Raw genomic sequence first — 19906 nt, forward strand, 5'->3', positions numbered from 1 at the left:
CCGAGTTCATCTGGAATGTCATCGAGCGAGTCGTCCCGGTAGGCGAACCAAGTCGGCGTCGGCCTCCGGGCGCAGGATTTCCTCGAGCGCCGCGCACGCGTCGACGCGCGTCGCCTCGATGTGCCGGCGCGCCAGATCCGCCGCCCGCTCGCCCTCGCGCCGCTCCACCAGCGCCAGCAGCTCGCGGTGGTCGGCGAGCGAGTCGGGCCGGCGGGCGCTCGCCGCGGGCAGGTAGTGGAAGCGCACGCGCTTCGACATCGACTCGACGACCTGCGCCAGCGTGCTGTTGTGCGCGGCGGACGCGAGCGCCACGTGGAAGTCGTAGTTGAGGCGCGCGAGGTCGGCCGGGTCCTGGGTGCGCTCCTGCAGGCGGATCACCCGGTCGAGCTCGCGGAGGTCGTCGGCGGTGCGGCGCCCCGCGGCGAGCTCCACCGCGCGCGGCTCGACGAGGGCGCGTGCCTCGAAGAGGTCCACCAGCTCGGACAGCTCGCGCGGCCGCACCGACATGCCCTCGTGCGCGCGGTGCACGACCCAGCCGTCGGCCTCGAGCGCCCGCAGCGCCTCGCGCACGGGGATGTGGCTCGTGCCCATGCGCTGGGCGACCTCGTCGGCCTTCACGCGGGATCCGGGGGCGATGACGCCGCCGAGGATCTCCTCCTCGAGCAGCACCCGCACGCGCTCCGCGGCGCCGAGACGGGCGGGGACCAGGGCGGGGGTGGGCATGATCCCGATTATAGGATCCGCCACCAGGCCATCACCCAGACGTGTTTCACATCCCCGAAACACCGCAGAAACGCTCGCGAGCGACGCGGATGTTCCTATAGGGCGCAGCCGGATCCCCCGCCGGCGTCACCCGACTCCTCAGGAGATCCCATGTCGCACCCCGCCGCCCCGCCGGTCGCGCGCCACGCCGACCCCGCCGCCCCGGATCCCGCCGACCGCCCCGCGTTCTCCGAGTACGAGTCGGAGCCCGTTCCCCCGCACGCGCGCCGTCGCACCGCGTCGGTCGCGGCCGTCTGGCTCGGCTTCCCGATGATCCTCACCTGCGCCGTGTTCGGCGGCCTGGTCGTCCACTCGCTCGGCTTCTGGCCGGGCATGGGCGCCATCGCGGTCGGCACGCTCGTCCTCATGGTCTACGTCGGGGCGCTCAGCTACCTGGCCGGCCGCAGCGGCGAGAGCTTCGCGCTCATGGCCATGCGCACGTTCGGGGCGAAGGGGTACGTCGTGCCGGCGGGCTTCCTCGCGACCGTGGTCATCGGCTGGTTCGCGTTCCAGACCGGGCTCACCGGATCCACGCTGCACGGCAGCCTCGGCTGGGACCAGACGGGCACCACGCTCGTGGCGGGCCTCCTCTTCGTCGCGGTCACGCTGCTCGGCATCCGCGCGCTCTCCTGGATCGGCGTGGTCGCCGCGCCCCTCTACCTCGTGCTCGGGGCGGTCGCCGTCGTGATCGTGGCCACTCGGCCGGGTGGCGCGGAGCTGCAGACCGCGCCCGCGGCGGGAGCCGGCGCGTTGAGCTTCGGCGCCGCCGTGACGCTGGTCGTCGCGCTCTTCGCCGACTCCGGCACCATGACCGCCGACTTCACGCGCTGGGCGCGCTCGGGCCGGCAGGCCGTGCTCGCGACGCTCGCGGCGTTCCCGTTCGGCAACGCGATCGCGCTCGTGGTCGGCGGCCTCGTCGTCGCGCTGGGCGGCGCGACCGACCCGGGGACCGCGGGCGGCGACTTCCTCGGGATCCTCGTCGCGCAGGGCGGCGCCCTCGTGCCGCTCGCCGTGCTGTTCGTGGTGGTGAACCTCGGATCCGTGTGCGCCCACTGCCTCTACAACGGCGCCGTCGGCTGGAGCCAGCTCACCGTCATGCGCATGCGCCGCACGACCCTCGTGCTCGGCGCGGTGGGCGTCGTCCTCGCGGCCGCCGGCATCTGGTCGTACTTCGAGACCTGGCTGAACCTGCTGGGGGTGATCGTGCCGCCCATCGGCGCCGTGCTCATCGTCGACCAGCTGCTGCTCGCGCCGCGACGCGCGGCGGCCGGATCCGTCGTCGCCCGCAGCGCCTGGCGGGCCCCCGCCTTCGTCGGCTGGGCGGTCGGCGCCGTCGTCGCGCTGGTGGCCCACGCGTACGCCGACTTCCTCTCGACCGCGGTCGTGGGCATGGTCGTCGGCGCGGTCGTGATCGTCGTCGCGGACGCCGCAGGACGTGCGCGTGCCCCGCTGGCCGCGGCCGTCGACGCGGCGGAGGCCCGCTCGTGAGCGCCGCCGCCGCGGCCGCGGTCGTCGCCGGCACCACGCCCGTCGCGGCGGATCCCTACGCCTGGCCCTACGACGGCGCCGTCGACGTCGCCCGCACGGCGGTGGTCTGCATCGACTGGCAGGTCGACTTCTGCGGCGTCGGCGGCTACGTCGACCGCATGGGCTACGACCTCGCCCTCACCCGCGCCGGCCTCGCGCCGACCGCGCGGCTGCTCGAGCGGGTGCGCGCGCTCGGCATGACGGTGATCCACACGCGCGAGGGCCACCGCCCCGACCTCTCCGACCTGCCCGCGAACAAGCGGTGGCGCTCGGAGCGCGCGGGCGCCGAGATCGGCAGCGTGGGTCCGTGCGGACGGATCCTCGTGCGCGGCGAGCCCGGCTGGGAGATCGTCCCCGAGGTGGCCCCGCTCCCCGGCGAGCCCGTGATCGACAAGCCCGGCAAGGGCGCCTTCTACGCCACCGACCTCGACCTCGTGCTCCGGGCGCGCGGCATCGACCGGCTGATCCTCACGGGCATCACCACCGACGTCTGCGTCTCCACGACCATGCGCGAGGCGAACGACCGCGGCTACGAGTGCCTGGTGCTGTCGGACTGCACGGGCGCCACGGATCCGGCGAACCACGACGCGGCGCTCCGGATGGTCACGATGCAGGGCGGCGTGTTCGGCGCGGTCGCCACGTCCGAGTCCGTGCTCGCCGCCCTCGCTCAGGCGGTGCCGCGCTCCTGACGGACGGGCGCCGCGGCCCGCGCGTCGAGCACGCGCGCGCCGAGCGCGGGGCGCACCGGCCGCGGCGTGGCCCGCCGGGTGCGGCGGATCCCGGCCCGCGGGATCCGGTCGACCTCCACGGCGCCCAGCCGGACCAGCTGCACCACGGCGACCGCCAGCAGCGCGATCTCCGCGAGGTCGCGCAGGGTGATGACCGCGACCATGACGGGCACCGCGGAGGTGAGCAGCGTGTAGGCGTAGGGGAAGACGAGCTGCGTGAGCGCGGCCACGACGAGCCCGAGGCGCGCCACGAGCTCCGTGCCGGTGGCGCGCCGGTCGTGCACGAGCATCACGATGATCGGCACGGCGAACCACGACACGTACTGCGGCGAGCCGACCTTGTTCGTCACGATGAGGGCGGCGACGAGCGCGAGCGACAGCGGCCCCATCAGCGCGGCGGGGGAGGCGCCGCGGAGGTGCGCCCGGATCCCGAGCAGCGTCACGACGAGCACGACGCCCACCATGATCGGCGTGAGCGCGGCCGCGACCGCGTCCACCCCCGGGCCCGACACCTGGAACGTGATGATGCGCAGGTCGTCGTACACGCGGTACCGGTCGTCGCCCGCGACGATCCGCCACAGGTGGTACAGCGCGGCGGTCGACTCGACCTGGAGCCCGCGGCCGGTCTGCTGGCCCACGAAGCCCAGGACGTTCGCGCCGCTGCCGATGGCGAGGGATCCGGCCACGACCACGGCCGTCGTGCCCAGCGCGGTGACGACGACCGTGCCGCGCGCGAGCCCGCGGCGGGCGATCACCGCCGTGAGCAGCAGGGCTGCCGGCCAGACCTTCACCCAGGCGCCGACGGTGAGGAGCGCGGAGGCGAGGGCGGGCCGGCTCGCGAGCACGAGCAGGCCGGCGAGGGCGAGCGGCACGGTGACCGCGTCGATCCGGCCGAGCGAGACCGGCCCGAGCGCCACGAGGAAGCCGAGCCACCACGCGGCGGGCCCGAGGCCGCGTCCGCGCCGGATGCGGAGGAGCAGCGCGAACGCGCCGGCGTCGAGCAGCGTGACCAGCGCGAGCCACACCGTGCCGTAGAGCACGGTGCCGCCGACGAGGGAGATGAGCATGGGCACGGCCGCGAGGATCGGGTACACCCACGGCAGGTCGATGCCCACCCAGCCGCCGCCGGCCATGCCCTCCTGCATCCACAGGCGGTAGGTGTCCGTCACGTCGGTGAGCGCGGAGGTGGGGCCGATCAGGTTGAGCGTGATGAGCCAGAGGTGGCAGAGCGCGAAGGCCAGCCACGGGCGCGCCATGATCCCGCGGGCCGGCGGGCGGGCGGCATGCGCGGCGAGCGACTCGTCCGCGGTCACCGGGCGGCGCCGGCTCGGCGCGCAGGCGTGTGCATGGCGGGTGGTTCTCCTGCGGTCGGTGCGGACGGGGACGAGCCCGCGATGGCGGGGCCCGGCTCGCGGACGCCCGGCCGACGGGCGGCGCTCCCGCGATGCTAGGCCACGCGGACGGCGCCTGGCCGTGAGCGGATCCTCGTTCCGCGGCAGGCCGTCGGGTCGGTCGGGTCAGTCGGTCCCGCGGAGCCGCGCGACCGTGTGCATCACGTGGTAGATCACGATGGCCGCGATGGTGCCGAGCGCGATGCCGTTGAACGAGACGGTGCCGAGCGTGAAGGTGAACGGCGCGATCGCGACGATGAGCGCGGTCGCCGCCGTGAGCTGGTTGACGGGCTTCGAGAAGTCCACCCTGTTGTCCAGCCAGATCTTCACGCCGATGATCCCGATGAGGCCGTAGAGCGCGGTCGTCACGCCGCCGAGCACGCCGGCCGGGATCGTGTTGATCACGGCGCCGACCTTGGGCGAGAGGCCGAGCAGCACGGCGAACGCGCCGGCGACCCAGTACGCGGCGGTCGAGTAGACGCGCGTGGCGGCCATCACGCCGATGTTCTCGCCGTAGGTCGTGGTGCCGGATCCACCGCCGAGGCCGGCGAGCACGGTCGCGAGGCCGTCGGCGAGCAGCGCGCGGCCGGTCAGCCTGTTCACCGATCCGTCGGTCATCTGCGCGACGCCGCGGATGTGCCCCACGTTCTCCGCGACCAGCACGAGCACCACGGGCAGGAACGCGGGCAGCAGCGCCCAGAACTGCGGCGTGATCTCGGGCGCGTGGAACTCGGGCAGCCCGATCCAGGCGGCGGACCCGATCGGGTCGAACACGATCTCGCCGCGGATCGCGGCCACGACGTAGCCGACGACCACGCCGAGCACGATGGACAGCCGGCCGAGGATCCCGCGGAACAGCACCGTGGAGAGGATCACGGCGGCGAGCGTGATGGTCGCCGTCACGGGCGCCAGCGCGAAGTTGTCGCGCGCGGCGGAGGCGAGGTTGAAGCCGATGAGCGCGACGATCGCGCCGGCGACCACGGGCGGGAGCAGCGCGTCGATCCAGCCGGTGCCCGTGAGCTGCACGATGCCGCCGATGACCGCCAGCATCACGCCGACCGCGACGATGCCCGCGAGCGCCGCCCCGATGCCGCCGCCGCCGGACGCCGTCGCCGCGTTCGCCGCCGTGATCGGCGCGATGAACGCGAACGACGAGCCGAGGTAGCTCGGCAGCCGGTTCTTCGTGATCAGGAGGAACAGGATCGTCCCGAGCCCCGAGAAGAACAGCGTGGTCGTGGGCGGGAAGCCCGTGAGCGCGGGCACGAGGAAGGTCGCGCCGAACATCGCGACGACGTGCTGCATCCCGAGCCCGATGGTGCGGGGCCAGGTGAGGCGCTCGCCGGGGCCGACGACCGCGGAGGTGGCGACCGCCTTGCCGTCGCCGTGGAGGGTCCAGATCTGTCGGGCCATGCTCGCCTGCTCTCGCGCGGGTGTGTGGGGAGACGCCCCGATCGGCGAGCGTAGCGACGCCGTGTTGCGGTGGCGTTTCGCGGGGCGGAACCGGCGCGCGCTCCCGGGGGCCCTCTCCGCTCGCCCGTCCTCGCCGCACGCTCCCGGGACGCGCGCGGGAGACGCCCCTAGGCTCGTGCCCATGAGCGCCGAGACACCTCCGACCGGGATCCGCACCGACGAGCTGGACCAGGGGGTGCGCCCGCAGGACGACCTCTACCTCCACGTGAACGGGCGCTGGCTCGACCGCACCGAGATCCCCGACGACAAGGCCCGATGGGGCTCGTTCCACCAGCTCGCCGAGGCGGCCGAGGAGGCGGTGCGGGTGATCATCGAGGAGGCCGTCGACGCCGAGCCCGGCACCGAGGAGCGCCGCTTCGGCGACCTCTTCACGAGCTTCATGGACGAGGAGAGGGTGGAGGCGCTCGGCATCGAGCCGATCCGCGACCACCTCGATGCGGCCGCCGCGGTCGCCGACGTCCCGTCCTTCCTCCGCACGCTCGGCGCGCTCGAGCAGACCAACGTCAGCGGCCTGCTCGGCCTCTTCGTCGACAACGACCCGGGGGATCCCGAGCGCTACGTCGTGCAGATCGAGCAGGGCGGCATCGGCCTCCCCGACGAGAGCTACTACCGCGAGGAGGGCCACGCCGCCGTCCGCGACGCCTACCGCGCGTTCGTCGAGCGCATGCTCGACCTCGCCCGGCTCGACGACCCCGCGGGCCGCGCCGACCGGATCCTCGACCTCGAGACCCGCATCGCCGCCGCCCACTGGGACAACGTCCGCACCCGCGACAGCCAGGCCACCTACAACCTCGTCACCTGGGCGGAGCTCCGCGACCGCGTGGCGCGGGCCGCCGGCGCCGACCTCGACGTCTGGCGCGACGCCCTCGACGCCCCCGCCGCCGCGCTCGACGAGGTCGTGCTCCGCGAGCCGAGCTTCGCGGAGGGCCTCGGCGCCCTGCTGACCGACGCCGAGGTGCCCGCGCTCCGCGACTGGCTCACCTGGCAGGTCGTCCGCTCGAACGCGGCGCTGCTGCCGAAGGCCTTCTCGGAGGCGTCCTTCGACTTCTACGGCCGCACGCTCACGGGCGCGCCCGAGCAGCGCGTGCGCTGGAAGCGCGGCGTCTCGCTGGTGGAGGGATCCATGGGGGAGGCCATCGGCCGCATCTACGTCGAGCGCCACTTCTCGCCCACCGCGAAGGCCGAGATGGACGTGCTCGTCGGCCACCTCGTGGAGGCGTACCGGCAGTCCATCTCCGGGCTCGACTGGATGACCGCGGAGACGCGCGCGCGGGCGCTCGAGAAGCTCGAGAAGTTCACCCCGAAGATCGGCTTCCCCGACAGGTGGCGCGACTACTCGGCGCTCGAGATCGACTCGACCGACCTCGTGGGCAACGTGCGCGCGACCGCCCGCTTCGAGACGCGCCGCGAGCTCGCCAAGATCGGCGCGCCGCTCGACCGCGACGAGTGGTTCATGACGCCGCAGACCATCAACGCGTACTACAACCCCGGCTTCAACGAGATCGTCTTCCCGGCCGCGATCCTGCAGTTCCCGTTCTTCGACGAGGCGCGGGATCCGGCCGCGGACTACGGCGCGATCGGCGCGGTCATCGGGCACGAGATCGGCCACGGCTTCGACGACCAGGGCTCGCGCTACGACGGCGACGGCCGCCTCACCGACTGGTGGACCCCGGCCGACCGCGCCGCGTTCGAGGAGCGCACGGCGTCGCTCATCGAGCAGTACGACGCGCTCGTGCCGGCGCAGCTCACGTCCGACGACGCTCCGCACGTGAACGGCGCGCTCACGATCGGCGAGAACATCGGCGACCTGGGCGGCCTCTCCATCGCGTGGAAGGCGTACCTCCTCTCGCTCGAGGGCGCCGAGCCGCCCGTCATCGACGGCCTCACGGGCGCGGAGCGCTTCTTCCTCTCCTGGGCGCAGGCCTGGCAGCAGAAGGGACGCGACGCCGAGGTGACGCGCCTGCTCGCCATCGACCCGCACGCGCCGAACGAGTTCCGCTGCAACCAGATCGTCCGCAACATCGACGCGTTCTACGACACGTTCGACGTGCAGCCGGGCGACGGCCTCTGGCTCGACGAGGAGGCCCGCGTCACCATCTGGTGACGCGCCGCGCGATGGCCGCCGCCGGCGAGGATCCGCGACGCCGCTCCCGGCACACCGGGGGCGGTGCCGCGCGCCACGCGGGGCAGGAATCGACCGACGGCTTCCGCTCCGCCTTCCGCGCGCTCGGCGGCCTCGCCCTCGACGGGATGCGGGTCGCGGCCCGTGCCACCGACCTCGACTCGGGCGACGTCGTGCTCGCGGTCGACGACCACGTCGCCCTGCCCGCGGCCGGCCTCGGGCGCGTGCTCCTCCTCGTCGAGCTGTCCGCGCGCATGACCGGGGGCGACCTCTCGCCGCTGCACCTCGTGGATCGCCGGCCGGACGACGAGGGCGGCACCGCGGGCCTGTGGCGCCACCTCGTGGTGCCGTCGCTTCCCGTCACGGATCTGGCCTCGCTCGTCGGCGCGACGGGCGATGCGGCCGCGACCAACGCGCTCCTCGGGCTCGTCGGCCTCGACGCCGTGCGCACGCGCGCCGAGTCGCTCGGCCTCCGTCGCACGGCGCTCCTCGACGTGGCGCGCGGCACCCGCGGGCCGGACGACGCCCCGCAGCTCTCCGTGGGATCCGCCCGCGAGCTCGCCTCCCTCTTCGCGTCGCTCGTGCACGGCGAGGTGGTCGACGAGGAGACGAGCACGCGCGTGGTCGGCTGGCTCGCGCTCAACACCGATCGCTCGATGGTCGCGGCGTCCTTCGGGCTCGACGCGCCCGTGGGCCGCGGCGGCGAGCACGGCATGGCGCTCGTCGACTGCACGGGCGTCGACGCGGGCGTCCGCGCCGAGGCCGGCGTGCTCCGCGGGCCGCGCGGCGCGGTCGCGTACGCCGTCATGGTCCACTTCGACGACGCCGACCTCCGCGCCCGCCTCGCCGTCCGCGACGCCCTGGGCGTGGTCGGGCTCGACCTGCTGGAGCACGTGCACTGAGCCGCGCGGATCCCGCCGCCCACCGGTCGTGGATCCGCCCGGGCGTAGAGTCGGATGTCGCCCGCCACCCCTCCCGGGCGACGGAGGAGACCCCCACGATGACCGGCATGAACCCCGCCACCGCCAAGCGCCTCGCCCGCGACGACGTCGCGCCGATGTACGCGGAGGTGGATGCGGCCATCGCGCGCGCCGAGATCCCCGGCACCCCGGAGTGGCAGGAGAAGGTCCGCGGCCGCATCGTCATGGTGCGCCACGGGCAGACCGAGTGGAGCGTCAACGGGCGCCACACCGGCACGACCGACATCCCCCTCACCGCGACCGGTGAGGAGCAGGCCCGCGCGGTCGGCGGCGTGCTCGCGGGCACCGAGTTCGGCCTCGTGCTCGCCAGCCCCCGCTCCCGTGCGCAGCGCACGGCCGAGCTCATCGGCTACGGCGACCAGGCCGAGGTCGACGACCGCCTGGTCGAGTTCGACTACGGCGCGTACGAGGGCCGCACCACCGCCGACATCCAGTCCGAGCGCGGCCACTGGGACCTCTGGACCGACGGCGTCCCCGCGGGCGATACCCCCGGCGAGACGTCCGGCCAGGTCCGCGCGCGCGTGCTCGAGGTGCTCGCGCGCGTGCTGCCCGTGCTCGAGTCCGGCCAGGACGTGCTCCTCGTCGCGCACGCGCATGTGATCCGCGCGCTGGCCGTCGCCTGGGTCGGCCTGCCCGCGGAGGCGGGCGGGATCCTCACGCTCTCGACCTCCACGCTCAGCGAGCTCGGCTTCGAGCACGGCCGCCACGCGATCATGCGCTGGAACTGCCCGGCGGACGGCTGGGCGCCGTCGCCGGTGGGCGGCAGCCGCTAGCGCCGCGGTCGCCGCGCGCGCCCCGCCGCGGTCGCGCGGGCCCGCGCCGCGTAGGATCGCCCCTCGTGGCACAGAAGAAGAAGCGCACCCGGCAGGCCCCCTCGTCCGCAGCCCGCACCCGCCCGGGATCCCCGGCGAAGGCCCGCTCCGGCAACCCGGCGAAGGTGCGCAAGGCCACCGCGCGCGACTGGATCTCCGGCGCGCGCATCCGCACCCTCCCGCTCGCCGTCGCCCCCGTCGCGATCGGCGCGGGAGCGGCCCGCGCGCTCGGCCCCGACGAGGGCGTCTCCGTCGGCCTCGCGCTCCTCTGCCTCGCCGTCGCGGTGCTGCTGCAGATCGGCGTGAACTACGCCAACGACTACTCCGACGGCGTCCGCGGCACCGACGACGTGCGCGTCGGCCCCGCCCGCCTCACCGGATCCGGCGCCGCGAAGCCCCGCACCGTGCTCACCGTGGCGCTCACGTTCTTCGGCCTCGCCGCGGTCGCGGGCCTCGCGATCGTGCTCATCACCGGCCACTGGTGGCTGCTCGCGGTCGGCGCCGTCGCCATCGTCGCGGCCTACTTCTACACGGGCGGGAAGCGCCCCTACGGCTACGCCGGCCTCGGCGACGTGGTCGTCTTCGTGTTCTTCGGGCTCGTCGCGACGGCGGGCACGCAGTTCATCCTCATCGGCATGATCACGGGCGAGGGCTGGCTGGGCGGCGTCGCGGCCGGCGGCTTCGCGGCCGCGGTGCTCATGGTCAACAACATCCGCGACATCGAGCAGGACGGCAAGGTCGGCAAGCGCACCCTCGCTGTGCGGCTCGGCCCGCGCGGCTCCCGCATCGTCTACTGCATCGAGATCGCCATCGCCTACGGCGTCGTGGTCTTCTTCTTCCTCTTCTACCCGAAGGCGCTGCTGGTGCTGTTCACGCTCGTGCTGGCGCTGCCGGCCGCGATCATCGCGTGCACCGGCCGCACCCCCAAGGAGCTGATCCTGTCGCTCCAGCTCACGAGCATGGCCGCGCTGACGTTCGGCCTGGGCCTCGGGGCGGCGTTCGCGTTCTGAGCGCGATGGATCCCGCCCTCGTCCGCGCGCTCGAGGTCGACCACCACACGTGGCCGACCGGCGACCCGCGGCTGCTCGCCCTCCGGGAGCGGGCGGGCCGCGGGAGGCTCGCGGTCCTCGTGGTCGACGGTGGGCGCCTCGCGCCGTCCACGCGCAGGACCCCGCCCGCGGTGCGCGACACGCCCCCGACGACGGGCGGCCGGTGGGTCGCCTACGTGCCGGTGGAACGCGACGGATCCGCGGACCCGGCCTGAGGCGCGCGGATCAGACGCGCGCGGATCAGCTGCGCTCGGCCTCGCCGTCGGCGCGCGGGGCGGCCGCCGCGGTGTCCGGGGTGCCGGCGCTCGGAGTGCCCGCGACGCCGGTCGCGACGTCGGCGGCACCGGCCGCGCGCGCACGGCGCTCGGCCGCGTCGATGGCGGCGTCCTCGGTGTCGTCGTCCTCGACGGGCGCCTTGCGGCCGGCCGCGATGGCCGCGAGATCCGCCGCCATGGCCTCGCGCTGCTTCCGCAGGAAGATGTAGGACCCGCAGAACGACACCACCGCGCCGATGACCGCGGCCAGCGGCCAGAAGTCCGGGCTCACGGCGACCACCAGCCCGAACGGGACGGCGAACAGGAGGATGCGGACGACGGTGTAGACGAGCCAGTAGCGACGGGAACTCACCGGGTCAGCATAGGTCGATCGCCTGGACGGGCCCGTCGCCTGCACAGGCCGTCGTCGCCCAGCCGGGGCCCGGCCAGCGCCCCCTTCCCGCTCGCTGGACGCCCGGCGTCCTCCCCGGTTGCGGAGCTACCATCGGGAGATGCCCCGCCTGTTGATCGGTCTCGCCGTCGTGATCGTGTTCTTCACGGTCTTCGTCATCGTGGACACCTCCCTGACGCCGCGGACCCGCATGCGCGGCCTCCCGAAGCCCGTGTGGATCGCGGTGGTCGTCCTGGTGCCCGTCATCGGCGGGATCCTCTGGCTCGCGATCGGCAAGGACCGCACCGACCTGGCCCGCGCATCCGGACGCCGCCTCGGCCCGGACGACGACCCCGACTTCCTCTCCGGCCTCGGCCGCACCCGCTCCGAGGAGGAGCGGATCCGCCGCCTGGAGCAGGAGCTCGCCGACCTCGACGGCGACGGCACGGGACCGGACGCCCCGAAGGGGCCGGGCGCCACGGGCGGCCCCGCGCGCCCGAACCGCGACGACGACGACCGCGCGCCCGGCCGCCGGGACGCCTGACCGCCGGTGACCGCGACCGACCCCGTCCCCGCCCACCCGTCCTCCACCTCGCCCCGCACGGGTGACCCGTCCACGGGCAACCCGTCCACGGATCGCGCGCTCGCGATGCTGCTGGCGCTCGTCGCCGAGGGCGTCACCGACGTCGTGCTCTGCCCCGGATCCCGCTCCCAGTCCCTCGCTCTCGTCGCCGCCGAGCTGGAGCGCGTGGACGGCGTGCGCCTGCACGTGCGCATCGACGAGCGCGCCGCCGCGTTCCTCGCGCTCGGCCTCGGCGTCGAGTCCGGCCGCCCGGCGCCCGTCATCACGACGTCCGGCACGGCCGTCGCCAACCTCCACCCCGCCGTGCTCGAGGGCTGGCACTCGGGCGTCCCGATGCTGCTGCTCACGGGCGACCGCCCGGCGGAGCTCCGCGGCATCGCCAGCAACCAGACCACGCGGCAGCCCGGGATGCTCGGCGACCGCGTCGTCGTCGTCGACGTGCCGGCGCCCGAGGAGACCGACGACGACCTGGCGCGGAACGCCGCGATCGCGCGCGACGCGTACCGCCGGGCCCGCGACGAGCGGACGCCCGTGCACGTGAACGTGGCGTTCCGGGATCCGCTCTCGGTCGCGGTCCCGGACCTGACGGACGCCGTCGCGGAGGCACGCGCCGCCGCTGTCGCTGCCACCGCGGACGCGCCTGCCGCCGCGCCCGCCGACGTCCTCGACCTCCCGCACGGCCCGCGCACCCTCGTGGTCGCCGGGCATGCCGCGGGCGAGGCCGCGGAGGAGCTCGCGCGCGCCGGCGGCTGGCCGCTCGCCGCCGAGATCTCCAGCGGATCCCACTTCGGCCCGAACCTCGTCGTCTCCTTCCGCGAGCTGCTCGCCCGCCCCGGCTTCGGCGACCGCGTCGAGCGCGTGATCGTGTTCGGCCACCCCACGCTCACCCGCGAGGTGCCGCTGCTCGTCGGGCGCGACGACGTGGAGGCGATCGTCGTGGGATCCACCGGCGGCGAGGACTACGACCCGCGCCACCGCGTCACCGCCCACCCGGCGGCCGTGCGCGTGGTCGGCGAGCCCGCAGACGCCGCCGACGCGCGCCGCTGGCTCGGCACCTGGGTGCAGGCGAGCCGCGCGATCCTCGACGAGGCCTCCGCCGCGGAGTCCGCGCCGCTCCTCCCCTCCGGCACCACGCCCGCGGAGCGCCGCGAATTCGCGCGCGCCGAGCTCGCGGCCGTGCGGGCCGACGTCACCCGCCGCCACCTCGTGCGCGCCCTCTGGCAGGCGACCTGGCCGCACGACCGCCTCGTGCTCGGGGCGTCGCGGCTCATCCGCGAGGCCGACCGGGCGCTCCCGGGCAAGCGCGTGCGCGTGCACGCCAACCGCGGGCTCGCCGGCATCGACGGCACGATCTCCACCGGGCTCGGCATCGCGCTGGCATCGCAGTCCGGATCCGGGAGCGCGGCCGCGGGGATCACGCGCGTGCTCGTCGGCGACCTCACGCTCCTGCACGACGTCGGCTCGCTGCTCCTCGGCACGGGCGAGCGCGTCCCGCGGATCCAGGTCGTCGTCGGCAACGACGGCGGCGGCACCATCTTCGACGGCCTCGAGGTGTCGCGCACCGCCGCGCCCGCCGCCATCGACCGCGTCATGTTCACGCCCCAGCGGGTGGATCTCGAGGCCCTCGCGCGGGCCTACGGCTGGGCGTACCTGCGCGCCGCCACGCACGGCGAGCTGGAGGCGGCGCTCACGACGGCGTCCGAGGCGCCGCTCCTCATCGAGGTGCCGCTGGTCCGGTAGCGGATCCGGATCGGCGGCGTGCGGGCGTGTGGGCGTGCCGGGTCAGGCGGGGATGGCGCCGCGCCACGTCCGCAGGATCTCGCGCTCCGAGCCGGTGAGGCCCGCCGCGTCGCCGAGCGCCTCGAGGTCGATCCCCGCCATCGCCTCCCGGAACGCCGCCTCGCTCGTGGTGCCGCGCTCGGCGAGGCAGTCCGCGATCGCCGGCTCCAGGTCGGGCTGGCCCTGGTTCGCCGACCGCTCCGGGCCGCGGCGGATGCTCTCCAGGTAGTCGTCGACGATGTCGTCCGGCTCGGCGTCCACCGCGAGGAGCAGGACCAGGGCGATGAGGCCCGTGCGATCGCGTCCGGCGCCGCAGTGGAAGAGGACGCCGCCCGCGGGGGCGTGGGCGATCGTCCGCAGCGCGGATCCGGCGCGCTCCGGCAGCGCGGCGAGGTGCGGGAGGTAGTAGAGGGGCGTGCCGACGAGGCCGGTGTCCCAGTACGGCACCCAGAAGTCCGGGTGGTCGTCGTGGCCGTCGAGGTCGACGTGGGCGACGTGGACCCACGCGGGCCGCGGGCGCGTGTCGCGGGCGCGCTCGGCGGGCTGGCGGAGGTCGAGCACCGTGCGGTAGCCGAGCTCGCGCAGGCGCTCCCACCCGGCGTCGGTGATGAGGTCGGCGTCCTCGCAGCGGGCGAGGACGCCGGTCGGGGTCGTGCCGCCGGAGCGGAGGCGGATGCCGCCGAGGTCGCGGGCGTTGACGAGGCCGTCGATCGGGAGGGTGCGGTCGGATGCGGTCATCGCCCGAGTCGACCATGCCGGCGAGCGGCCCGCATCATCCTCCCGACCCCCAAACGGATGTTTGACAGTTGGGTGCGGGGCGTGGTCGGATGGCCGCGTGCCCGCCGACGAGACCGACCTCCGCGACCTCCGCGTCATCGCCCACCCGCTGCGCCTGCGCCTCCTCTCGCTCTGCACGAGGTCGCCCGTGAGCGCCTCGGAGGCCGCGCGCGAGCTCGGGGAGACGCAGGCGAACGTGAGCTACCACCTGCGCCGCCTGCGCGAGTCCGGGCTCCTCGAGGAGGCGGGCGTCGAGCGGATCCGCGGGGGAGCGGCCAAGCGCTACCGGCACGTGCCCGCGAGCGGCGAGCGGCTCGACGCGCTGACCGGGGGCGCCATGCCCACGCTGGCCGCCGCGCTCACGGCGGAGCTGACCCGCCGCGCGGCGCGGCACGCGGAGGGCACGCGGCCGGTGATCACGGACGCCGAGCTCACGGTCTCCGCCGGCACGTGGATCCGCGTGCAGGAGCTCGCCCGCGAGCTCGGCACCGTGCTCCACGACGACTCCGCCCGCCGCCCGGGGGACGACGACGTGCGGGTCAGCGCGACGCTGGCGCTGTTCGCGCTGGCGGCCGACGCCGCCGCACCGCCGGCGCCGGGTGCGCCCGAGGATGCGGTGACCGCGTGACCGCGAACGGGACCCCGCCCGCCGCCCGCCCCGGCTACCTCGCCGTCCTGGCGCTGCCCGGCGCGCTCCGGGTGTTCCTCCCCGCGATGCTCGGCCGGCTCTCGTTCGCGATGGTCTCCCTCGCGCTGCTGCTCCTCATCCAGTCGCGCACCGGCTCCTTCGCCGCCGCCGGCCTCGCGACCGGAGCGTTCGGCCTCGCCAACGTGCTCGCCTCCCCCGCGCGGGCCCGGCTCGTGGACGCCCGCGGCCAGCGCACGGTGCTCGTGGCGCTCGCCGTCGTCCACGCGCTCGGGCTCGTCGGCGTGCTCGCGGTGGTGCGGATCGGCGCGCCCGTCGGGCTCGTCGTCGTCGCGGCCGTGCTCGCCGGCCTCGCGATGCCGCCGCTCGGCGCCGCCATGCGCGTCGTGTGGGCGGCGCTCGTGCCCGATCCGCGGATGCGGACGCGCGCCTACAGCCTCGACGCCGTGGGGGAGGAGGTCGTCTTCACGGTCGGCCCGCTCCTCGTGGCGGCGCTCGTCGCGGTCTCAGATCCCGAGGTCGCCGTCCTCGCGTCGGCCGCCGCGAGCGTGCTGGGCACGCTCGGCATGACGTCGTCGCGGCTGTCCCGGGCGCAGGGCGCGCGACCGGCGTCGACCGTGGACGCGCCGGTGGAGGGCGGGCGCACGGCCGGCGGGCGCGCGCGTCGCCGGTCCGCGGATCCGCTCCGCCAGCCGCTCGTGCTCCCCCTGCTCGTGACGCTGCTCGGGGTGGGCGCGGTGCTCGGATCCGTGGAGGTCGCCGTCGCCGCGCTGGCCGAGGGCGCCGGCAGCACGGCGCTCGCGGGCCCGCTGCTCGCCGCGTTCGCCGCGGGCAGCGCGGTCGGCGGCCTCGCGTACGGGTCGCGCGCGTGGCGGTCGCCGACGCGGATCCGCCTGGTCGTCCTCGTCGCCGCGATGCTCGCGGCGACGGCCGTGCTCGCCGCGGTGGCGGCCCGGATCTCCGCCGCGCCGGATGCGCTCGCCCTCCTCCTGCTCGGAGTCGCGCTCGTCCCCGTCGGCCTGTTCCTCGCCCCCGCGATGGTCACGGGCTACCTCCTCGCCGACGCGCAGACCGCGCCGTCGGTCCGCACCGAGGCCTCCGCGTGGGTCAACACGGCCGTCAACACGGGGGTCGCGCTGGCGGCGGCCGTGGTCGGCGCGGTGGTGGACGCGGCGGGACCGGTGCCCGGCATCGTGGTCGGCGCGGTCGCGGCGCTCCTCGCGGGCGGCATCGCCGCGCCGGCGCTCCTGCGGCGCCGCGCGACACCGGTGGAGGCCCGGCCGAGCGCCTCCTAGCCGAGCGCTTCCACGACCGGCCGGAACTTCATCGCCGTCTCGGCGCGCTCGCGCTCGGGGTCGGACCCCGCGACGATGCCGGCGCCCGCGTGCGCGACGATGGCGCCCGACGGATCCACCTGGGCGCCGCGGAGCGCGATGGCCCACTCGCCGTCGCCGTCGGCCGCCACCCAGCCGACCGGCCCGGCGTACCGTCCGCGGTCGGCCGGCTCGAGCGCGGCGATGAGCTCCAGGGCGGCGGCCGTCGGGTGCCCGGCGACCGCGGCCGTCGGGTGCAGCGCGCCCACGAGGTCGAGCGACGAGGATCCGTCGCCCAGCGTGCCCGTGACGTCGCTCGCCAGGTGCCACAGGTTCGGCAGCTTGAGCGTGAAGGGCGCGTCGGTCGTGGAGAGGTCGCGGCTGTGCGGGCGGAGGGCGTCGAGCACGCTGTCGCGCGCGAAGGCGTGCTCCTGGTTGTCCTTGGGGCTCGCGACGAGGCCCGCGGCCGCGGCGGCGTCGGCCCGCGCGTCCGCGCCGCGCGAGACGGTGCCGGCGAGCACGCGCGCGCCGACCGTGCCGCCGCCGACGCGCACGAGCGTCTCGGGGCTGGCGCCGATGAGGCCGTCGACGGCGTAGGTCCAGCAGTCCGGGTAGCCGAGCGCGAAGCGGCTGAGGGCGAGCCGGAGGTCGCCGCCGAGGGGGAGCCGGCCGACGAGGTCGCGCGCGAGCACGACCTTCTCGACCTCGCCGGCCGCGATCGCGGCGACGGCGCGCGCGACGGCGGCCTCGTAGTCGTCGGGGCCCATGGATCCGGGGCGCAGGTGCAGGCGGTACTCGGCGCCGGAGCGCTCGGGCACCGGGATCGAGCCCGCGGCCAGGGCGTCGAGCGGGGAGGCGACGTCGCCGTCCTCCCGGTCGGCCAGGCGGATCCGGGTGACCCACGAGACGCCGTCCCGCCGACCGACCACGACGCGCGGCACGATCAGGACGCTCGCCGCCGCGGAGTCGTCGGCGAAGGCGAAGGCGCCGAACGCGATGAGGCCGGTGCCGGGGATCCCGAGCGGATCCGTCACGGTCGCCGCGGCGGCCACCTCGCGCCAGGCGGCGGCGGCGTCGCGCACGCGGTCGGGCCCGCGGAACTCGAGCCGGAGGGCCTCGCCGATGCCGCCCATCCCGGATCCGTGCCGCAGCCACAGGAGCGGGTGCCGGGCGTCGAGGAGGGGGACGAGCCGGGCGATGGAGTCGACGGGGGTGGTGTCGACGAGGAGCGCTCGGACGCGGGATGCGGTCACGGATGCCAGCCTACCGCCGGGGATCCGGGCCTCCCCGGGCGCCGGCCGGGCGCCGGCCGACCGCGGGCCGACCGTGGGCCGCGGCCCCGTCCGCTCCCGTCGCCCCCGTCCTCTGATGGGCCCCTGGGCATCCGGCCGCCGCCCACCGCGTGCCCAGCGCGCCCGAATAGACTGACCGCGTGATGCGAGCAGACCTCAGCAAGAAGCCCGGCCAGGTGTCGGCCATGTTCGACGAGGTCTCGAGCGCCTACGACCGCACGAACACCCTCCTGTCGGTAGGGAACGACCAGCTGTGGCGCGTCGCCACCACGCGGGCCGTCGCGCCCGTCGCCGGGGAGCGGATCCTCGACCTGGCCGCGGGCACGGGCACCTCGAGCGCCGCGCTCGCCGCGTCCGGCGCGCACGTGGTCGCCGCCGACTTCTCGGAGGGCATGCTCGAGGTCGGCCGCCGCCGCCTCGCCGGCAACGGCCGGGTCGAGTTCGTGCACGCGGACGCCACCGACCTCCCCTTCGACGACGACTCCTTCGACGCCGTCACCATCTCCTTCGGCCTGCGCAACGTGGTCGAGCCGCGGAAGGGCCTCGACGAGCTGCTCCGCGTCCTCAAGCCCGGCGGCCGCATCGTCATCTGCGAGTTCAGCACCCCGCCCGTGCCGCTGGTGCGCCGTGGCTACGACCTCTACATGAAGGCCGTCGCGCCGTCGCTCGTGAAGCTCGTGAGCTCGAACGCCAGCGCGTACGAGTACCTCAACGAGTCGATCCAGGCCTGGCCCGACCAGGAGACGCTGGCCTCGTGGCTGCGCGAGGCGGGATTCGCCTCGGTCGAGCACCGCAACCTCACCGCGGGGATCGTGGCGCTGCACCGCGGCGTCAAGCCCGCCGGCCGTCACGCCGCTCCCCGTCCCGCCGCGTCCTGACCGCGCGAGAACCCCACAGACAAGGACGCCGAACATGAGTCCGAGCATCCCGCTCGCCCGGCGCGGCAGCTCCGTCGCCTCGCACGCCAGCCTCACCGAGCGCCTCTTCGCGTCCTCCGACGACCGGCGGATGGCGCGCAGCATCGACGACGGGCTCGCGCTCGTCGAGGAGCAGCTGCTGCGCGAGGTCCGGTTCGCCGACGACGTGGCCGACGTCACCACGCGCTACCTCCTCGACGCGGGCGGCAAGCGCGTGCGCCCGATGCTCGCCCTCCTCATCGCGCAGCTCGGCGAGGGCAACACCCAGCAGGTCGTGGACGCGGCGGTCGCCATCGAGATCACGCACCTCGCGTCGCTGTACCACGACGACGTCATGGACGAGGCGGACATGCGCCGCGGCGTCCCGAGCGCGCAGGCCGTGTGGGGCAACTCCGTCGCCATCCTCGCGGGCGACCTCCTCTTCGCCCGCGCCAGCAGGATCGTCGCCGACCTCGGCCCGCGCGCCATCCGCCTCCAGGCCGCGACCTTCGAGCGCCTCGTGCTCGGCCAGCTGCACGAGACCATCGGCCCGCGCGAGAGCCAGGACCCGATCGAGCACTACCTCGACGTCCTCGCCGACAAGACCGGCTCCCTCATCGCGTGCGCCGCGCAGATGGGCGTCATCTACTCCGGCGCGGATCCCGAGCTCGAGTCGGCCGTGCTGGCCTTCGGCGAGCGCACGGGCGTGGCCTTCCAGCTCGTCGACGACGTGCTCGACCTCGCCGACCAGCCCGAGGAGACCGGCAAGCTCGCCGGCACCGACCTCCGTGCGGGCGTCGCCACCCTCCCCCTCCTGTACCTGCGTCGGCTCGCGGAGACGGACGCCGCCGCGGCGTCGCTGCTCGCGCGGATCCAGCGCGACGTGGAGCACGACGAGACGCCGGAGTCCGAGGCCGACCTCACGGCGGCCATCGCCGAGCTCCGCGACCACGAGGTCACGGCCCGCACCATCGCCGAGGCCCACCGCTGGGCCGCCGAGGCGGTCGACGCGCTCGCGCCCCTCCCCGAGGGCCCGGTCAAGAAGGCGCTCACGCGCTTCGCCGACACCATCGTCGAGCGCACGCGCTAGCCGACGCTCGTCCCCGCCGGCTCTCGCGGGGATCCGCACCACCA

At 75.4% G+C, this 19906-nt stretch carries 19 protein-coding genes; 13 read left to right on the forward strand and 6 right to left on the reverse strand.

The window, feature by feature from the left end; translation table 11 throughout:
• Positions 1–18: 18 nt before the first annotated feature.
• Complete coding sequence (locus tag ITJ44_RS08430; RefSeq protein ID WP_194634547.1) at positions 19–723, reverse strand: GntR family transcriptional regulator; 705 nt, start codon at positions 721–723, stop codon at positions 19–21.
• Positions 724–873: 150 nt separating this feature from the next.
• Here ITJ44_RS08430 and ITJ44_RS08435 point away from each other — a divergent pair, with 150 nt between their 5' ends.
• Together ITJ44_RS08435 and ITJ44_RS08440 are read left to right on the forward strand one after the other, a co-directional pair.
• The gene (locus ITJ44_RS08435; RefSeq protein ID WP_194634549.1) at positions 874–2250 is read left to right on the forward strand and encodes a cytosine permease; all 1377 of its coding nucleotides are present in this window, start codon (positions 874–876) and stop codon (positions 2248–2250) included.
• A complete protein-coding gene (locus ITJ44_RS08440; protein ID WP_194634551.1) occupies positions 2247–2978 on the forward strand; it encodes an isochorismatase family cysteine hydrolase in 732 nt (243 codons plus the stop codon). Before ITJ44_RS08435 ends, ITJ44_RS08440 begins: the two co-directional genes overlap by 4 nt.
• Here ITJ44_RS08440 and ITJ44_RS08445 read toward each other — a convergent pair.
• Both ITJ44_RS08445 and ITJ44_RS08450 read right to left on the reverse strand, forming a co-directional pair.
• Positions 2957–4330: a glycosyltransferase 87 family protein gene (locus ITJ44_RS08445; protein ID WP_194634553.1), complete on the reverse strand. Its 1374-nt coding sequence runs from the start codon at positions 4328–4330 to the stop codon at positions 2957–2959. The genes ITJ44_RS08440 and ITJ44_RS08445 overlap by 22 nt on opposite strands.
• 204 nt (positions 4331–4534) lie before the next feature.
• The gene (locus ITJ44_RS08450) at positions 4535–5818 is read right to left on the reverse strand and encodes a uracil-xanthine permease family protein (protein ID WP_194634555.1); all 1284 of its coding nucleotides are present in this window, start codon (positions 5816–5818) and stop codon (positions 4535–4537) included.
• Between the two features lie 181 nt (positions 5819–5999).
• Here ITJ44_RS08450 and ITJ44_RS08455 point away from each other — a divergent pair, with 181 nt between their 5' ends.
• The 5 genes from ITJ44_RS08455 to ITJ44_RS08475 all read left to right on the forward strand — a co-directional run bounded on the left by ITJ44_RS08455 (position 6000) and on the right by ITJ44_RS08475 (position 11056).
• Positions 6000–7982 (forward strand): M13 family metallopeptidase, encoded by a 1983-nt coding sequence (locus ITJ44_RS08455; RefSeq protein ID WP_194634557.1) that lies wholly within the window; start codon positions 6000–6002, stop codon positions 7980–7982.
• Between the two features lie 11 nt (positions 7983–7993).
• A complete protein-coding gene (locus ITJ44_RS08460) occupies positions 7994–8902 on the forward strand; it encodes a serine hydrolase (protein WP_194635038.1) in 909 nt (302 codons plus the stop codon).
• 98 nt (positions 8903–9000) lie between these two features.
• A complete protein-coding gene (locus tag ITJ44_RS08465; protein WP_194634559.1) occupies positions 9001–9753 on the forward strand; it encodes a histidine phosphatase family protein in 753 nt (250 codons plus the stop codon).
• Positions 9754–9818: 65 nt separating this feature from the next.
• Complete coding sequence (locus ITJ44_RS08470; protein WP_370551654.1) at positions 9819–10802, forward strand: 1,4-dihydroxy-2-naphthoate polyprenyltransferase; 984 nt, start codon at positions 9819–9821, stop codon at positions 10800–10802.
• 5 nt (positions 10803–10807) lie between these two features.
• A complete protein-coding gene (locus ITJ44_RS08475) occupies positions 10808–11056 on the forward strand; it encodes a hypothetical protein (RefSeq protein WP_194634560.1) in 249 nt (82 codons plus the stop codon).
• 25 nt (positions 11057–11081) lie between these two features.
• Here the strand turns inward: ITJ44_RS08475 and ITJ44_RS08480 are convergent, their stop codons facing one another.
• The gene (locus ITJ44_RS08480; protein ID WP_194634562.1) at positions 11082–11468 is read right to left on the reverse strand and encodes a DUF4229 domain-containing protein; all 387 of its coding nucleotides are present in this window, start codon (positions 11466–11468) and stop codon (positions 11082–11084) included.
• Positions 11469–11607: 139 nt separating this feature from the next.
• Here ITJ44_RS08480 and ITJ44_RS08485 point away from each other — a divergent pair, with 139 nt between their 5' ends.
• Together ITJ44_RS08485 and menD are read left to right on the forward strand one after the other, a co-directional pair.
• A complete protein-coding gene (locus ITJ44_RS08485) occupies positions 11608–12030 on the forward strand; it encodes a PLD nuclease N-terminal domain-containing protein (protein ID WP_194634564.1) in 423 nt (140 codons plus the stop codon).
• 6 nt (positions 12031–12036) lie between these two features.
• Positions 12037–13809, forward strand: a complete 1773-nt coding sequence (gene menD / locus ITJ44_RS08490) for a 2-succinyl-5-enolpyruvyl-6-hydroxy-3-cyclohexene-1-carboxylic-acid synthase (RefSeq protein ID WP_194634566.1) — start codon at positions 12037–12039, stop codon at positions 13807–13809.
• A gap of 42 nt (positions 13810–13851) precedes the next feature.
• Here the strand turns inward: menD and ITJ44_RS08495 are convergent, their stop codons facing one another.
• Positions 13852–14586 (reverse strand): tyrosine-protein phosphatase, encoded by a 735-nt coding sequence (locus ITJ44_RS08495; protein WP_194634568.1) that lies wholly within the window; start codon positions 14584–14586, stop codon positions 13852–13854.
• 97 nt (positions 14587–14683) lie between these two features.
• On the opposite strand from ITJ44_RS08495, the gene ITJ44_RS08500 reads away from it, so the two are divergent.
• Both ITJ44_RS08500 and ITJ44_RS08505 read left to right on the forward strand, forming a co-directional pair.
• On the forward strand, positions 14684–15253 hold the full coding sequence (locus ITJ44_RS08500) for a winged helix-turn-helix domain-containing protein (RefSeq protein WP_194634570.1): 570 nt from the start codon (positions 14684–14686) through the stop codon (positions 15251–15253).
• On the forward strand, positions 15250–16566 hold the full coding sequence (locus ITJ44_RS08505; RefSeq protein ID WP_194634572.1) for an MFS transporter: 1317 nt from the start codon (positions 15250–15252) through the stop codon (positions 16564–16566). Before ITJ44_RS08500 ends, ITJ44_RS08505 begins: the two co-directional genes overlap by 4 nt.
• Here the strand turns inward: ITJ44_RS08505 and ITJ44_RS08510 are convergent.
• Positions 16563–17837: a chorismate-binding protein gene (locus ITJ44_RS08510; protein WP_194634574.1), complete on the reverse strand. Its 1275-nt coding sequence runs from the start codon at positions 17835–17837 to the stop codon at positions 16563–16565. The genes ITJ44_RS08505 and ITJ44_RS08510 overlap by 4 nt on opposite strands.
• Positions 17838–18019: 182 nt before the next feature.
• Between ITJ44_RS08510 and ubiE the strand changes: the two genes are divergently transcribed.
• Both ubiE and ITJ44_RS08520 read left to right on the forward strand, forming a co-directional pair.
• Positions 18020–18754, forward strand: coding sequence for a bifunctional demethylmenaquinone methyltransferase/2-methoxy-6-polyprenyl-1,4-benzoquinol methylase UbiE (gene ubiE, locus ITJ44_RS08515; protein WP_194635040.1), 735 nt, complete (start codon positions 18020–18022; stop codon positions 18752–18754).
• A 34-nt stretch (positions 18755–18788) separates the two neighbouring features.
• A complete protein-coding gene (locus ITJ44_RS08520; RefSeq protein ID WP_194634576.1) occupies positions 18789–19862 on the forward strand; it encodes a polyprenyl synthetase family protein in 1074 nt (357 codons plus the stop codon).
• Positions 19863–19906: the final 44 nt, after the last annotated feature.

The sequence above is a fragment of the Clavibacter sp. VKM Ac-2873 genome (genome assembly GCF_015351075.1).
Lineage (GTDB): Bacteria > Actinomycetota > Actinomycetes > Actinomycetales > Microbacteriaceae > Clavibacter.

Excerpts from the sequence above, each read along its gene's own strand:
- ITJ44_RS08475 (WP_194634560.1), top strand. The coding sequence starts at position 10,808 with ATGGATCCCGCCCTCGTCCGCGCGCTCGAGGTCGACCACCACACGTGG.
- ITJ44_RS08465 (WP_194634559.1), top strand. The coding sequence starts at position 9,001 with ATGACCGGCATGAACCCCGCCACCGCCAAGCGCCTCGCCCGCGACGAC.
- ITJ44_RS08435 (WP_194634549.1), top strand. The coding sequence starts at position 874 with ATGTCGCACCCCGCCGCCCCGCCGGTCGCGCGCCACGCCGACCCCGCC.
- ITJ44_RS08520 (WP_194634576.1), top strand. The coding sequence starts at position 18,789 with ATGAGTCCGAGCATCCCGCTCGCCCGGCGCGGCAGCTCCGTCGCCTCG.
- ITJ44_RS08485 (WP_194634564.1), top strand. The coding sequence starts at position 11,608 with ATGCCCCGCCTGTTGATCGGTCTCGCCGTCGTGATCGTGTTCTTCACG.
- ITJ44_RS08495 (WP_194634568.1), bottom strand. The coding sequence starts at position 14,586 with ATGACCGCATCCGACCGCACCCTCCCGATCGACGGCCTCGTCAACGCC.
- ubiE (WP_194635040.1), top strand. The coding sequence starts at position 18,020 with ATGCGAGCAGACCTCAGCAAGAAGCCCGGCCAGGTGTCGGCCATGTTC.
- ITJ44_RS08455 (WP_194634557.1), top strand. The coding sequence starts at position 6,000 with ATGAGCGCCGAGACACCTCCGACCGGGATCCGCACCGACGAGCTGGAC.
- ITJ44_RS08450 (WP_194634555.1), bottom strand. The coding sequence starts at position 5,818 with ATGGCCCGACAGATCTGGACCCTCCACGGCGACGGCAAGGCGGTCGCC.
- ITJ44_RS08460 (WP_194635038.1), top strand. The coding sequence starts at position 7,994 with ATGGCCGCCGCCGGCGAGGATCCGCGACGCCGCTCCCGGCACACCGGG.
- ITJ44_RS08430 (WP_194634547.1), bottom strand. The coding sequence starts at position 723 with ATGCCCACCCCCGCCCTGGTCCCCGCCCGTCTCGGCGCCGCGGAGCGC.